The organism is Bacillus mojavensis, assembly GCF_012648005.1.
GTDB lineage: Bacteria > Bacillota > Bacilli > Bacillales > Bacillaceae > Bacillus > Bacillus mojavensis.
Map to the genome: position 1 here is coordinate 1,072,814 of NZ_CP051464.1, position 12,404 is coordinate 1,085,217.

Consider the following 12,404-nt stretch of genomic DNA (forward strand, 5'->3'; position numbering starts at 1 on the left):
GAGGTTATATAGCTGATAATCGGTATGTGATATACTGATATTATGTAAGATACGGAGGGAGCTTTAATAGTATGGCTAAAGGGATTATGCTACATGAGGTTGGCGAACAGGTTGACCAATATCTATTGATTAAATCCTTAACAAAAGGGATTGCAAGCAATGGAAAACCGTTTTTAACACTGATGCTTCAAGACCAGTCAGGTGATATTGAAGCCAAGCTGTGGGATGCCAAGCAAAGTGATGAAGTAACCTATGCGCCGCAGACGATCGTTAAGGTGGTGGGGGATGTCCACCATTACCGCGGACGCACCCAGCTGAAGCTGAGAAATATCAGACCGGTGAGCGAGAACGAAAACGTCAATATTGATGATTTTTTGGAAACTGCGCCGATTCCGAAAAATGAAATGCTGGATACCATCACTCAATATATATTTGAAATGAAAAATCCAAATATCCAGCGGATAACAAGATATTTGGTCAAAAAGCACGAAGCAGAATTCATGGATTACCCGGCGGCTACGAAAAATCATCACGAGTTTGTCTCAGGTTTAGCGTATCACGTCGTCTCTATGCTGAATCTGGCAAAAGCAATTGCTGATTTATATCCGTCTCTTGATCGTGATCTTCTGTACGCAGGAGTTATCCTTCACGATCTCGGAAAAGTAAAAGAGCTGTCGGGGCCAGTTGCCACTTCCTATACAGTAGAAGGCAATCTGCTAGGCCACATTTCGATTATGGTCACAGAGCTGTCAAAAGCGGCTGAGGAGCTTCAAATCGATTCTGAAGAGGTTTTGATCCTCCAGCATTTAATCCTGAGCCATCACGGCAAAGCAGAGTGGGGCAGCCCAAAACCGCCGATGGTAAAAGAAGCGGAAATTTTGCACTATATTGATAATCTGGATGCGAAAATGAATATGATGGACAGAGCGCTGGAACGCGTGAAGCCGGGCGAGTACACTGAACGTGTATTTGCACTTGAAAACCGTTCCTTTTATAAACCGACGTTTCATAAATAATCAATAATGAAAAAGGACTGATGCTGACATGTTCAACTCAGTCCTTTTTTACATGCTTTTCCCGCTCATAACCTGTCTTATTCCTGCATAAGGTTAAAAATAAAGAATCTATACAAAAGGGGGAGAAGCCCGTGTTGTTTTTTCCATGGTGGGTATATCTTTGTATTGTGGGCATCATTTTCAGTGCATATAAGCTGGTGTCAGCAGCCAAAGAGGAAGATAAGTTAGACCAGTCTTTTATTGAAAAAGAAGGTCAGATCTACATTGAGAGGATGGAAAAAGAAAAAGAACGCCGCACGTCCCAGCAGCGTGAGGAAGAAAACCAAAATCATTCCATCGCATAAAAAAAGCTGCGCAGCTCAGTGAGCCTGCACAGCTTTTTTTTATTTAGAATTGCTTGAAGAGCTGCTATTTGAAGAAGTGTTAAATGTATCCTTCAAATCTTTATCCTTCACATCGATGTCAGCTTTTTTCATTACTTTTTGAACGGCTGCCTGCACAGCTGTGTTGTCATTAAGTTTTTGGTCGAGAACATCAGATTTCAGCTCTTTTTTCATATCTTCATATTTTCCGCGTTCTTCAGTCTTTTTGATGATATGGTAGCCAAATTGTGTTTTCACAGGTTCGCTGACTTCGTTTGTTTTCAGTTTGAATGCAGCTTTTCTGAATGTAGAATCCAGTTGTTCGTTATCTTTTGAAATCCAGCCAAGTTCGCCACCGTTTGTAGCTGAGCCTGTGTCTGTAGAGTATTCCTTCGCAAGGGCATCAAATTTCTCGCCTTTTTTCAGTTTTTTCTCTACTTCCTCAGCTGTCTTTTTGTCAGCGACAAGGATGTGGCTTGCGCGAATTTGGCCTTTTAAGTTTTCCCAGTATTCTTTAATTTCGTCATCTGTAACTTTGATGTTATCTTTAGCTGCTTTTTGTGTAAGCAATTCATATTTAACTTGTTCTTTTAGGTAATCTTTTCCATATTGATCTTCTAACGCAGTATATTGATCACCGAGCTGTGTTTTGTATTCTTTCATCTTGTTGTCAATTTCTTTATCTGATACTTTGTATTTCTTGTCCAAAACTTTTTCTTGCACCAGCTGAGTCAGGACGCTCGCTCCAGCTTGCTTTTTCATGTTTGTGTAAAGTTCGCCTTTTGTTACATCGCCTGCGTCTGTTTTTGCGATGACTTCTTTGTCGCCGCTGCTGCAAGCACTGAGAGTGAGGATGCTTGTAGCAGTGATAGCTGCTATTGCGATTTTCTTCATTGTTTTCAAACACTCCTAATCATTCCAAATTGAATTGCCTATGCGTATCATAACATATTGTGGCTTTCTGTAAAAAGATTTTAAATAAAGGGCATTCGTCTAGTCAAACTTTTCCTGATGACATACAAATATATTGATCAAGAAAAGGAGGTATGTAACATGAGCGGAGGATATTCAAACGGTTTCGCTTTGCTTGTTGTACTGTTCATTTTGCTTATCATTGTAGGTGCAGCTTACATCTACTAAGCAGCAAAAGGGATCGCTTGTTGAAAAAGCGATCCTTTGCTTTCACAAGCGCCTAATCGTTTCATCAATTAACTGCATAAGATGTAATTGGAAAATAAAGCTTTTTACAGGAGGTGCTTTTTAAGATGGGTGAAGTATTTGCAGGCGGTTTCGCTTTATTGGTCGTCTTATTTATCTTGTTGATTATCATCGGCGCTTCTTGGCTTTACTAATCAATGTAAAAAAGCATAGCTGCCAGTTCTAACGAGGCGGGCAGCTATGCTTTCTTTACTTTCCTCATATTTAAACAGTAAAGGATATCTCCACAAATGAAGAGATCAGTAAAATTAATATACATACATTGATAAATCGAAATACCTTATCCTGGCGCTCTTCAGGAATCTCTCTGACAAGGCATAGTGTATTGGTGAGCCTGTTTATAAAGTAAACAATAAACAAGGCAGCCACGATAAAATAGAATAAAATGATGGGAGATTCCCCCTCTCTCTGAACTGCTCCCATATTACATTACCAAATATTGATCAAAAAAGATAGAATGCAAACTGAAAAATCGGCACAGCGTCAAGCGTCAGCTACTTTTCGACCAAAATATCAAAGCCGTCTGCTTCCTGATCGATAAAGCATGCTTTCGGTGCTTGCATCAGCTTCAGAGCCAGCAAAAAGTCCGGCAGACAGTAGCCTGCATGAATGCCTGAAATCATGCAGAAGTAATGGGCGTGATTCGGAAACGCCAGTGCGGCGTAAAATAATACAGGTGTTATCAGCATAAAAGGGCTTAACAGTGAAATCAGCATCGTCGTTTTCGGTATCCGTTTCCACGTTCGCATACGCCATACGTAAATCTTTTTTTCTATTTTTCTTTTTTTGCAGATGATCGGCAGGACATGGATGACTTTATGTACAAATAAAATAACGACGAGCAAAACGCCGAACAGCGGTACATATTCATCACTCAAGCTTGTTTTAGGCCGCAAAAGCTCAAATGCTAAGAAGTTAGATATAAAAACCATAATCATGAAACACACAGCAATCAATATTATGCGAACGGCACCATAATCTTTCATCAGATTTATGGTTTTCCAGCAATTCATCAAAGTCATCCTTCCGTACATCTTGAGTAGAATCTCAAAATAATTTACTCCTCTCAAGAAAAAAAATCAATGCTTTTTTAAGAAAAAATATCTTTCAGCAGGTATTTTTTTGAAAGGGGCAAACAATCTATGAAATATGGGGTTAGAACTTTCTTCTCAGTGAATTATCAGCTAAAATAAGATTAAAGATAGAAAGAAGTGGTGTGGATGGATTCGATGGATCATCGCATTGAGCGATTGGAATATTACATACAATTATTAGTGAAAACAGTGGATATGGACAGGTACCCTTTCTATGCGCTGCTGATTGATAAAGGGCTGAGCAGAGAAGAAGGGGAAGAGGTTGTGCGCATATGCGGTGAGTTGTCAGAGGAGCTGGCAGCACAAAAAGCGCAAGGATTTGTAACCTTTGATAAGCTCCTTGCGCTTTTTGCCGGACAGCTGAATGAAAAACTAGATGTTCATGAAACGATTTTTGCCCTGTATGAGCAGGGGCTTTATAAAGAACTGATGGAGGTTTTTATAGACATTATCAGACACTTTGATTAACTGTTTACAGGTTCAAGTTCTTCGGCTGATTCATCCGCAGCAGTGTCCGTTGCTTTTTTCTTCAGTTTTCCGTTTACGCTTTCAAAGTCGCTGTCGATATTTGTGAGTGATGTTTCAAAGATTTCCATAAAATCATCACCGTATATATGGCGGATCATACACATCATTTCTGCCACTTCAGGGAACTTTCCGAATAAATGATACAGAGGCTGTGACCCTTTAAAAACCGCGTTGCGCGTCGGATCAAATTCTTCAAGCAAGCTCCAGAATACCTCAGTTCCTTCCTCAGTCAGCTGAACATATGTGTTTCGTTTATCGTTCAGCCGTTTTGAAAACCTTAAATACCCGCGTTCTTCGAGCTTTTTTGAAAAGTTAAATGCCGTTGATACGTGCATGACCCCGAACTTTGCTATTTCAGAAATGGAAGCTCCATTTAGCTGATAAGCAATCCATAAAATATGGTGCTCATTAATATTCAGGTCATACGGTTTGAGCCATTGCTGCCAATCCTTCTCAATCGATTTCCAAAGAGCCTTGCTAAGCTGAGCCATTTTCTGGGTGAAGACCAGAGCCTCTTTCACATCATAAGGCGGTTCCACTTGATTCATTACGTCACCTGCTTCTCTTTATCTTTTTCTCTATTATGCCAATAAAATAAAGATTAATAAAGATGAAAATGTAAGAATTTTTTAATAAATTCTTGAGCCGTTGCTAGGAAAGGCTTTTGCGAATAAAAAAAGTGCAGGTCATGTTTTGACCCGCACTTTTTTCCTTTGAATAGGATATTAGTTTTGTAAGGTTTTCTCCAGCTGTTTGATTTTTTCTTCAATATCGGCGATTTCTTTTTGAAGATCCTGCTGATGAGGTTTGATCTCTTCCTGCCATTTTTTAATTGAGGTTTGCAGTTCACCGCTTACGTCTTTAATGACATCTGCACTTTCTTTTGCCGCTTTTACTAGCTGGTCCTTTAAGGTTACACCATCTGATTTTAAGCGCTTGATCGTTTCTTCAAAAGAATCGCAATTGGTTTTTATTTTTTCACGCAGCTGTTTACCTGAAGAAGGTGCTGATAGAAGAACTGCAGCACCTCCGATGATGCCGCCCACAAATAGTCCTGTTAATAGAGAACGTCCGTCCGCCATTAAAATCACCCCGTTTTTTTCTTGAAATATGATACATTCAGATTTTTCCATTTTGTTCGAAGAATGAACTTCTATACATAGCTTGCTTTATTTTAGCATATTTTTTAAGTGAAAAGGAGGGAGAAGGTTGTCTGTCTTTATGATTGTGTTATCCTGCATCACCCTTGCCTTTGCAACAGGCGCCATTTACTATATCAGACTTCTCAGCCAGGCTGCTTCTTATCCGCCGAAGAAAGTCATTCGGCAGAAAGCGCTTGTTTGTTCAACCGGAACCGCCTTTACACTATGTCTTATCTTTATCACAAAACTCATCGCTTAAAACATACTGACATGCTGCGAGCTCTTTTAAAGAAAAAACCTCTCCCGGAAGCGGAAGAGGTTTTGTGTCACATTTATTTTGCAGCTTCCATAAAACTTGAGCGTCTTAAAATGGTTTGCACGATCGGATACATCATGATCATGGCGATTGTATTCAATACAGCTGCCGGCAGAACGACTGCGGCGAATAATGCGGCGAAACCGCCAGGCAAACCGACGATACATAAAGCTGACGTTAAAAATACAGTTCCTGATAAGATGGTGCCGATGACTGTCAGAACTGCGACTACAGCTGTTTTCTGGCTCTTTCTCACCAGAAGGAACAGGAAGAAAAACAGAAACGCTGATACAGGTTTGTCAATGATATTTGGAATCTGTCCGGCAGGAAACGCGGTTGTAAGAGCTGAAATGATTCCGGTCACAATCCCGATAACGAGAACGTTTTGCACCCGCGGGAACAGTAGAATGCCCATAAACATCATGATCAGCATCATATCAGGTTTCATCCCGCCTAAAAAGGGCGGAATAATGGAATGGAGCGCTGCGCCGATTGCGGCAAACAGAGCCATAACGACTAACTCTTTTGTTTTCATATCTATGCTCTCCTCTGCTAAGCTTTTTGCCCTCCAATAATATGCTCATCATTTATTGCGAAGGCTTAAAGAATTTGTTATGCAAACAGTATACCAAACGAACGGTTTGCACAGCCAGACTTTTTACTCATTTTCCTGCTGGAATTTCTTCATGAAAGCAGTTAATGTTTCACAGTCTTCCAGTGACACCGCATTATAAATGGAAGCACGGCAGCCTCCTACTGAACGGTGTCCGCCAAGGCCTACCATTTTTGCTTCTTTCGCCTCCTGGACGAACTTTTTCGTTAAACTGTCATCACGGAGCGTAAAGGTAACGTTCATGCGTGAACGGCTGTCTTTTCTGGCATGGCCTTTATAGAAGCCATTGCTCTCGTCAATGCAGCTGTAAAGAAGCTGTGCTTTTTGTTCGTTGCGCTGTTCAGCAGCTTCAACTCCGCCGTTTTTCTTCAGCCACTCAAGGACGAGGCTCAGCATATAAATGGCAAATGTGGGCGGAGTGTTGTAAAGAGAATCCGCTTTGACATGTGTTGAATATTTAAGGATTTTCGGAACGTTGGCATTTTCATTTTGCAGCCATGATTTTTTCATTACGACAACGGTAACACCTGAAGGACCAAGGTTTTTTTGAGCACCGCCGTAAATGACGTCAAATTTGGATACATCGATTTTTCTGCTTAAAATATCGCTGGACATGTCAGCGACGAGAGGAATAGGAGAACTCGGGAATTCCTGCCACTGTGTGCCGAAAATCGTATTGTTAGACGTAATATGTAAATATGCGCCGTCTTTTACATCTGTAAGGTCAACCTCGGGAATGTAGCTGTAATTGTCTGATTCGCTTGTCGCCGTCACAGATGTGTTTCCGAACAGTTTCGCTTCAGCGAGCGCTTTTTCAGACCAAGCGCCTGTCATCACAAAATGAGCGGTTTTTTCAGGTGTTAAAAAGTTCATCGGAAGCATTGAGAATTGAAGGCTCGCCCCGCCTTGAAGAAACAGAATGTCATAGTCATCCGGGATGCCCATCAGTTCAATCAGCAAGCTTTTCGCTTTTTGATGCACCGCTTCATATTCTTTGCTGCGGTGGGAAAGCTCCATAACGGACATGCCGGATTCATTAAAATCAATAAACTCTTTCTGTGCTGTTTGCAGAACTTCTAATGGTAGCGCTGCAGGACCTGCGTTAAAATTCGTTGTACGTTCCATCATGATCTCTCCCTGTTTTCCACGTTAATGTAACAAATAATACAATTATCCTATCACAAAAATTCAGTTTTTTTGATAAAAATTTAGAATTATCAAAAGAAATTGCGAATTGTTCACAATAAAAAAACCTCATCTTTATGATGAGGCTAAGCGTTTCGCAATGGATGAAGAAATGTCTTGCAGATCTTCCGGTTTGTAATCATCTGCATGTGTTTTCCACACTGCTCCGAATCCGTCGCCTTTTCCGTAGCGTGGGATAATATGCATGTGGTAATGGAAAACAGATTGTCCTGCTTTTTCGCCGTTGTTGTTTAACGTATTTAAGCCGATCGGTTCAAATTCATCCCTGATGGCGCGGGCAATTTTCGGAACGGCGTGAAAATACTGTTTCGCTAATTCGTCTGTGAATTCGTAAACATTTTCAATATGTGTTTTCGGGATAACGAGGGTGTGGCCTTTCGTCACTTGGCTGATATCGAGAAATGCCAGCACATGTTCATCTTCATAAACCTTTGCTGACGGAATTTCGCCGGCGATAATTTTACAAAAGATACAATTCTCTGCACTATGCATGAGGGTTCCTCCTTATGAAATTGTGTTTTTATGTATAAACTCATCGTACCACAGAAATGCAGAAAATAGAAAACAGGATGAACGGCGGAGCGTTCATCCTGAATGCAGAGGAATCAGCTTTATGAAGAAAATGTGATATGCCTTTGGTAAGCACCTCATTTGTCAATAAAATGAAGACTTGTTTAATGCCTAACGATTCCTGCGATAAACACCTCATCTGACAGTCAGCTTCAAAATTGAAGATTTATCAATTCAGTGAATGAGAAAAGGTTTGAGCATAGGACATGTTTATTTTCTATCCAACTGTGCCTAAGACGTCTTTGACAAACACCTCATTTTTCAGTTGATATGCTTTTTCCTCTACAACAATTATAATGTCCAGGAACCTGTCTCTTTATGACAGCAAATTCATCATTTGTTAAAAGGGAATTGTTTCAAATCAGGCTTTGTTTTGGTACTATGAAGAAAAACAATATAAGGGGAGAAACTATGTCTCTGCTATCGGTAAAAGACTTAACCGGCGGTTATACGAGAAATCCGGTTTTGAAAAACGTGTCATTCAGCCTTGAGCCGAACCAAATTGTCGGTTTAATCGGTTTAAATGGTGCAGGTAAAAGTACAACAATCAGACATATCATCGGGCTGATGGACCCGCACAAAGGATCTATTGAGTTAAACGGAAAAACCTTTGCCGAGGATCGGGAAGGCTATCGGTCCCAATTCACTTATATTCCTGAGACTCCCGTTTTATATGAAGAGCTGACGCTGATGGAGCACCTTGAATTGACAGCGATGGCCTACGGCCTTTCAAAAGAAACGATGGAAAAAAGATTGCCTCCGCTGTTAAAGGAATTCCGAATGGAAAAGAGGCTGAAGTGGTTCCCGGCTCATTTTTCTAAAGGGATGAAGCAGAAGGTCATGATCATGTGTGCGTTTTTGGCAGAGCCTGCGCTCTACATCATTGATGAGCCGTTTCTGGGACTTGATCCGCTGGCCATCAATGCGCTGCTTGAGCGGATGAATGAAGCCAAGAAAAGCGGAGCGAGCGTGCTGATGTCAACACACATCCTAGCAACGGCGGAGCGCTACTGTGATTCGTTTATCATCTTACATAACGGCGAAGTGCGGGCGCGCGGCACGCTGTCAGAGCTCAGAGAGCAGTTTGGAATGAAGGACGCGGCGCTGGATGATTTGTATCTAGAGCTCACAAAGGAAGACGCTGGCCATGAATAACATGCTGGATATTTGGCAGTCACGGCTGCAGGAGCATATCAAAGAAACAAGAAGGTACATGAAATATATGCTCAACGATCACCTCGTTATCGTTTTGATCTTTTTTATCGCAGGTGCCGCGAACTGGTACAGCAAATGGGTACGGGACATTCCCGCCCACTTTCCGTCCTTTTGGGTGATGGCCGTGCTGTTTTCACTCGTTCTGACAGGGTCTTATGTGCGGACGCTCTTAAAGGAGGCTGACCTTGTCTTCTTATTGCCGCTTGAGGCTAAGATGGAGCCGTATTTGAGACAGGCGTTTGTTTACAGCTATGTGTCCCAGCTGTTTTCGCTGATTGCACTGAGCCTCGTAGCAATGCCGCTTTATTTCGCTGTCACGCCGGGGGCCTCGCTCGTTTCGTATGCGGCGGTATTTGTACAGCTTCTGCTGCTGAAAGCGTGGAATCAGGCCATAGAATGGCGTATGACGTTTCAAAATGACCGAAGCATGAAACAGATGAATCTTGTCATTCGTTTTGCCGCTAATACAGTCGTCCTGTATTTTGTTTTTCAATCGGTTTATGTGTATGCGCTTGTCATCTATATCATTATGGCGGCTCTTTATCTTTATGTGTCTTCCGCTGCAAAAGGAAAAACATTCAAATGGGAGAGCCATATTGAATACGAGTTGAGACGCAAGCAGCGTTTTTACCGGATTGCCAACCTGTTTACGGATGTGCCGCATTTAAAGAAACAAGCGAAACGGAGAGCGTATCTCGACTTTTTGCTGCGGTTTGTGCCGTTTGAACAGCGTAAAACGTTTGCTTACATGTTTGCCCGCGCGTTTTTGCGTTCAAGTGATTACTTAGGCATTCAAGTCAGATTAACCGTTATTTTTGCGCTGATCATTATGTATGCCTCTGCAAGCCCGATGATCGCAGGGATTTTGACTGTGTTTACCGTCTTTATCACAGGTATTCAGTTTCTGCCGCTATTTGGCCACTTTGACCATCTGGCGCTTCAAGAGCTATATCCTGTCAAAAAGGAAGCGAAGCTGAAAAGCTATTTCTCTCTATTAAAAGCTGCGCTTAGCGTGCAGGCTCTGCTCATGGCAGCGGCCTCTGCCTATGCTGCGGGCGCTGCAGGTTTTCTGTACGCGTTGATCGGCTCTGCCGTCTTGATCTTTGTTGTTCTGCCGTCCTACATGACCGCCAGATTAAAAAAACACGGAAAGCTGTGATGCTGAAAAAAGGGGTAGGTCAAATGAGCGAGAATCTGCTGATGCAGGAAGCTCTTCAATGGAAAATGCATTTTTTGCGAAAGGATTCCATGTTTGAACGCTTCTCAAAGCGTGTGCAAACAAAGATGAATGAACGGATACCTGAAAAAATTCATGCAGCAGTAACTGAAAGCGTGAAAAAAATGGTGGAAGCCACGATGGCGGGATCTAATATCATCACCTATAAGAAGGATACAAGCACACTTTCACTCAGAGAAAAAAACGAGCTTGCCAAAAAAACGATCGCTTCTTATCAGAAAGTGGCGGCTGCTGAAGGAGTCGGCACCGGGGCGGGCGGCATCTTTTTAGGTATTGCTGATTTCCCGCTGCTGCTCTCCATTAAAATGAAATGTTTATTCACTTTGTCCTCGATATACGGCTTTGATGTGAAGAATCCAGAAGAAAGGATGTTTTTGCTGCTTGTATTTCAGCTTGCTTTTTCGAGTGATGACTGCCGCAAATCGCTTTTTTCTGTCATTGAAAACTGGGAGACGGAGAAAAAGGATATTGACTGGAGAGTATTTCAGCAGGAGTATCGCGATTATATTGATGTCGTCAAGCTTTTTCAGCTTTTACCAGGGGTAGGGGCCGCAGTCGGCGGAATTGCCAATTATAAACTGCTTGCTCAGCTTGGAGATACAGCAAGACACGTTTTTCATCTGAGAATATTAAAGTAAACAGCCGGAGAGTAAAACTCCGGCTGTTTTTTTATGATAAATGATAAGTGATTGCAGCACCTGCAAGCACTTTGGCAGCAGTCAGCATTGCTTTTTCATTGATATCAAATTTCGGATGGTGGTGGGAATAGATACGCTCAGGCTGTTCAGGAGCGGCTCCGGTAAAGAAAAAGGTTCCTTTGACATGCTGTAAGTAATAAGAAAAATCTTCGCCGCCCATTTGCGGTTCACCTTTAAGAACCTGATGAACGCCGTCTGTGTTTTTTGCGACGTTTACCAGATGGTCGGTCTCCGCGGGGTGATTGACTACCGCTGGGTATCCGCGTTCGTAGTTGTAGTCATAGGAAGCGCCGTGCATGCTGCACACTCCTTTTACAACGGCTTCAATTTCTTTTTCCAGAATGTCGCGGACATTGTCATTAAACGAACGGGCTGTGCCAATGAGTGTTGCATGGTCTGCAATCACATTAAAGGGATTATCAGCCATAAAAGAGCCTGTCGATATGACGGCGGAGTGAATCGGATTGACTTTGCGGCTGACTATATGCTGCAGCGAGGAAACAATTTGCGAGCCGATCAGGACGGCGTCTTTTGTATCATGGGGGTGAGCGCCATGGCCGCCCTTTCCGTGAATGCTGATTGTAAATCTGTCAGCTGCTGCCATTACGGCGCCGGAGCGGCAGAGAATGGTTCCAATCGGCTCAGTCGCCCAAAGATGGGTACCGAATATGACGTCTGCGTTTTCAAGACAGCCGTCCTCAATCATCGGTTTTGCACCTCCTGGCGCGTACTCTTCAGCGTGCTGGTGGATCATAATAAACGTTCCTTTGAGATCATGCCTGTTCTGATAAAGCACCTTTCCAACGGCAAGCAGAGCCGCTGTATGGCCGTCGTGGCCGCATGCGTGCATGACACCGGGCACTTTGGAAGCGTAAGGAACATCTTTTTCATCTTGGATGGGAAGGGCGTCAAAATCGGCCCGCAATGCGACAGCAGGACCGGGTTCGCTGCCTTCAATATAAGCCAGAACCCCATTGCCGCCGACTTTGGTGCGGATCGGGACTCCTAACGATTCGTAATAGGAAGCAATAAAAGCGGCCGTTTTTTCTTCCTGATTGGAAAGTTCAGGGTACATATGGAAATGGCGCCTGATTTCCACCATTTCATTGAAACAGCTGTCGAGCTGTTTGTTTATCTCTTTTTGCAGCGTGTTGATGGACAAAGCCGCTTCCCCCTTTTCTAAGCTTTT

18 protein-coding genes are annotated in these 12,404 nt (G+C 42.6%); 9 read left to right on the forward strand and 9 right to left on the reverse strand.

Annotated features, from left to right (window positions below; all coding sequences use genetic code 11):
* Window positions 1-71: 71 nt before the first annotated feature.
* Together yhaM and HC660_RS05505 are read left to right on the forward strand one after the other, a co-directional pair.
* Window positions 72-1,016, forward strand: coding sequence for a 3'-5' exoribonuclease YhaM (gene yhaM / locus HC660_RS05500; protein ID WP_168747325.1), 945 nt, complete (start codon window positions 72-74; stop codon window positions 1,014-1,016).
* Between the two features lie 131 nt (window positions 1,017-1,147).
* The gene (locus HC660_RS05505) at window positions 1,148-1,360 is read left to right on the forward strand and encodes a sporulation protein YhaL (protein ID WP_010333590.1); all 213 of its coding nucleotides are present in this window, start codon (window positions 1,148-1,150) and stop codon (window positions 1,358-1,360) included.
* A gap of 39 nt (window positions 1,361-1,399) precedes the next feature.
* On the opposite strand, the gene HC660_RS05510 is transcribed toward HC660_RS05505, so the two are convergent.
* A complete protein-coding gene (locus HC660_RS05510) occupies window positions 1,400-2,272 on the reverse strand; it encodes a peptidylprolyl isomerase PrsA (RefSeq protein ID WP_168747326.1) in 873 nt (290 codons plus the stop codon).
* Between the two features lie 159 nt (window positions 2,273-2,431).
* On the opposite strand from HC660_RS05510, the gene yhzE1 reads away from it, so the two are divergent.
* Complete coding sequence (gene yhzE1 / locus HC660_RS05515; RefSeq protein ID WP_003327753.1) at window positions 2,432-2,518, forward strand: sporulation protein YhzE1; 87 nt, start codon at window positions 2,432-2,434, stop codon at window positions 2,516-2,518.
* A 125-nt stretch (window positions 2,519-2,643) separates the two neighbouring features.
* On the forward strand, window positions 2,644-2,730 hold the full coding sequence (yhzE2, locus tag HC660_RS05520; RefSeq protein WP_003155248.1) for a sporulation protein YhzE2: 87 nt from the start codon (window positions 2,644-2,646) through the stop codon (window positions 2,728-2,730).
* A 70-nt stretch (window positions 2,731-2,800) separates the two neighbouring features.
* Here the strand turns inward: yhzE2 and HC660_RS05525 are convergent, their stop codons facing one another.
* Together HC660_RS05525 and HC660_RS05530 are read right to left on the reverse strand one after the other, a co-directional pair.
* Complete coding sequence (locus tag HC660_RS05525; protein WP_081720768.1) at window positions 2,801-3,019, reverse strand: hypothetical protein; 219 nt, start codon at window positions 3,017-3,019, stop codon at window positions 2,801-2,803.
* Between the two features lie 71 nt (window positions 3,020-3,090).
* Window positions 3,091-3,609, reverse strand: coding sequence for a DUF3267 domain-containing protein (locus HC660_RS05530; RefSeq protein WP_029441201.1), 519 nt, complete (start codon window positions 3,607-3,609; stop codon window positions 3,091-3,093).
* A 207-nt stretch (window positions 3,610-3,816) separates the two neighbouring features.
* Between HC660_RS05530 and HC660_RS05535 the strand changes: the two genes are divergently transcribed.
* Window positions 3,817-4,158 carry a YhaI family protein gene (locus HC660_RS05535; protein WP_024120776.1) on the forward strand — a complete coding sequence of 114 codons (342 nt, stop codon included), beginning with the start codon at window positions 3,817-3,819 and terminating at the stop codon, window positions 4,156-4,158.
* Here the strand turns inward: HC660_RS05535 and HC660_RS05540 are convergent.
* Together HC660_RS05540 and HC660_RS05545 are read right to left on the reverse strand one after the other, a co-directional pair.
* Window positions 4,155-4,766, reverse strand: coding sequence for an HTH-type transcriptional regulator Hpr (locus HC660_RS05540; RefSeq protein WP_010333593.1), 612 nt, complete (start codon window positions 4,764-4,766; stop codon window positions 4,155-4,157). The two genes, HC660_RS05535 and HC660_RS05540, sit on opposite strands and share 4 nt — an antisense overlap.
* 177 nt (window positions 4,767-4,943) lie before the next feature.
* The gene (locus HC660_RS05545; protein WP_010333594.1) at window positions 4,944-5,300 is read right to left on the reverse strand and encodes a YtxH domain-containing protein; all 357 of its coding nucleotides are present in this window, start codon (window positions 5,298-5,300) and stop codon (window positions 4,944-4,946) included.
* Window positions 5,301-5,427: 127 nt separating this feature from the next.
* Between HC660_RS05545 and yhzF the strand changes: the two genes are divergently transcribed.
* Entirely contained in the window at window positions 5,428-5,619 is a 192-nt protein-coding gene (gene yhzF, locus HC660_RS05550) for a membrane protein YhzF (RefSeq protein ID WP_010333595.1), read from the forward strand.
* 73 nt (window positions 5,620-5,692) lie between these two features.
* Here yhzF and HC660_RS05555 read toward each other — a convergent pair whose 3' ends face one another.
* The 3 genes from HC660_RS05555 to HC660_RS05565 all read right to left on the reverse strand — a co-directional run bounded on the left by HC660_RS05555 (window position 5,693) and on the right by HC660_RS05565 (window position 7,987).
* Window positions 5,693-6,211: a tryptophan transporter gene (locus HC660_RS05555; protein WP_010333596.1), complete on the reverse strand. Its 519-nt coding sequence runs from the start codon at window positions 6,209-6,211 to the stop codon at window positions 5,693-5,695.
* Window positions 6,212-6,334: 123 nt separating this feature from the next.
* The gene (gene serC, locus HC660_RS05560) at window positions 6,335-7,414 is read right to left on the reverse strand and encodes a 3-phosphoserine/phosphohydroxythreonine transaminase (RefSeq protein WP_168747327.1); all 1,080 of its coding nucleotides are present in this window, start codon (window positions 7,412-7,414) and stop codon (window positions 6,335-6,337) included.
* 135 nt (window positions 7,415-7,549) lie between these two features.
* Window positions 7,550-7,987: an HIT family protein gene (locus HC660_RS05565; protein ID WP_003327743.1), complete on the reverse strand. Its 438-nt coding sequence runs from the start codon at window positions 7,985-7,987 to the stop codon at window positions 7,550-7,552.
* 489 nt (window positions 7,988-8,476) lie between these two features.
* Between HC660_RS05565 and ecsA the strand changes: the two genes are divergently transcribed.
* From ecsA to HC660_RS05580, 3 genes are read left to right on the forward strand one after another with little or no spacing between them, the layout of a single operon-like run.
* Window positions 8,477-9,220, forward strand: a complete 744-nt coding sequence (gene ecsA / locus HC660_RS05570; RefSeq protein WP_010333599.1) for an ABC transporter ATP-binding protein EcsA — start codon at window positions 8,477-8,479, stop codon at window positions 9,218-9,220.
* Window positions 9,213-10,439 carry an ABC transporter permease gene (locus HC660_RS05575; RefSeq protein ID WP_168747328.1) on the forward strand — a complete coding sequence of 409 codons (1,227 nt, stop codon included), beginning with the start codon at window positions 9,213-9,215 and terminating at the stop codon, window positions 10,437-10,439. The genes ecsA and HC660_RS05575 overlap by 8 nt, the downstream gene beginning before the upstream one ends.
* Before the next feature lie 23 nt (window positions 10,440-10,462).
* The gene (locus HC660_RS05580) at window positions 10,463-11,155 is read left to right on the forward strand and encodes an EcsC family protein (RefSeq protein ID WP_168747329.1); all 693 of its coding nucleotides are present in this window, start codon (window positions 10,463-10,465) and stop codon (window positions 11,153-11,155) included.
* 31 nt (window positions 11,156-11,186) lie between these two features.
* On the opposite strand, the gene HC660_RS05585 is transcribed toward HC660_RS05580, so the two are convergent.
* Entirely contained in the window at window positions 11,187-12,377 is a 1,191-nt protein-coding gene (locus tag HC660_RS05585; protein ID WP_010333602.1) for a M20 family metallopeptidase, read from the reverse strand.
* Window positions 12,378-12,404 lie beyond the last annotated feature (27 nt).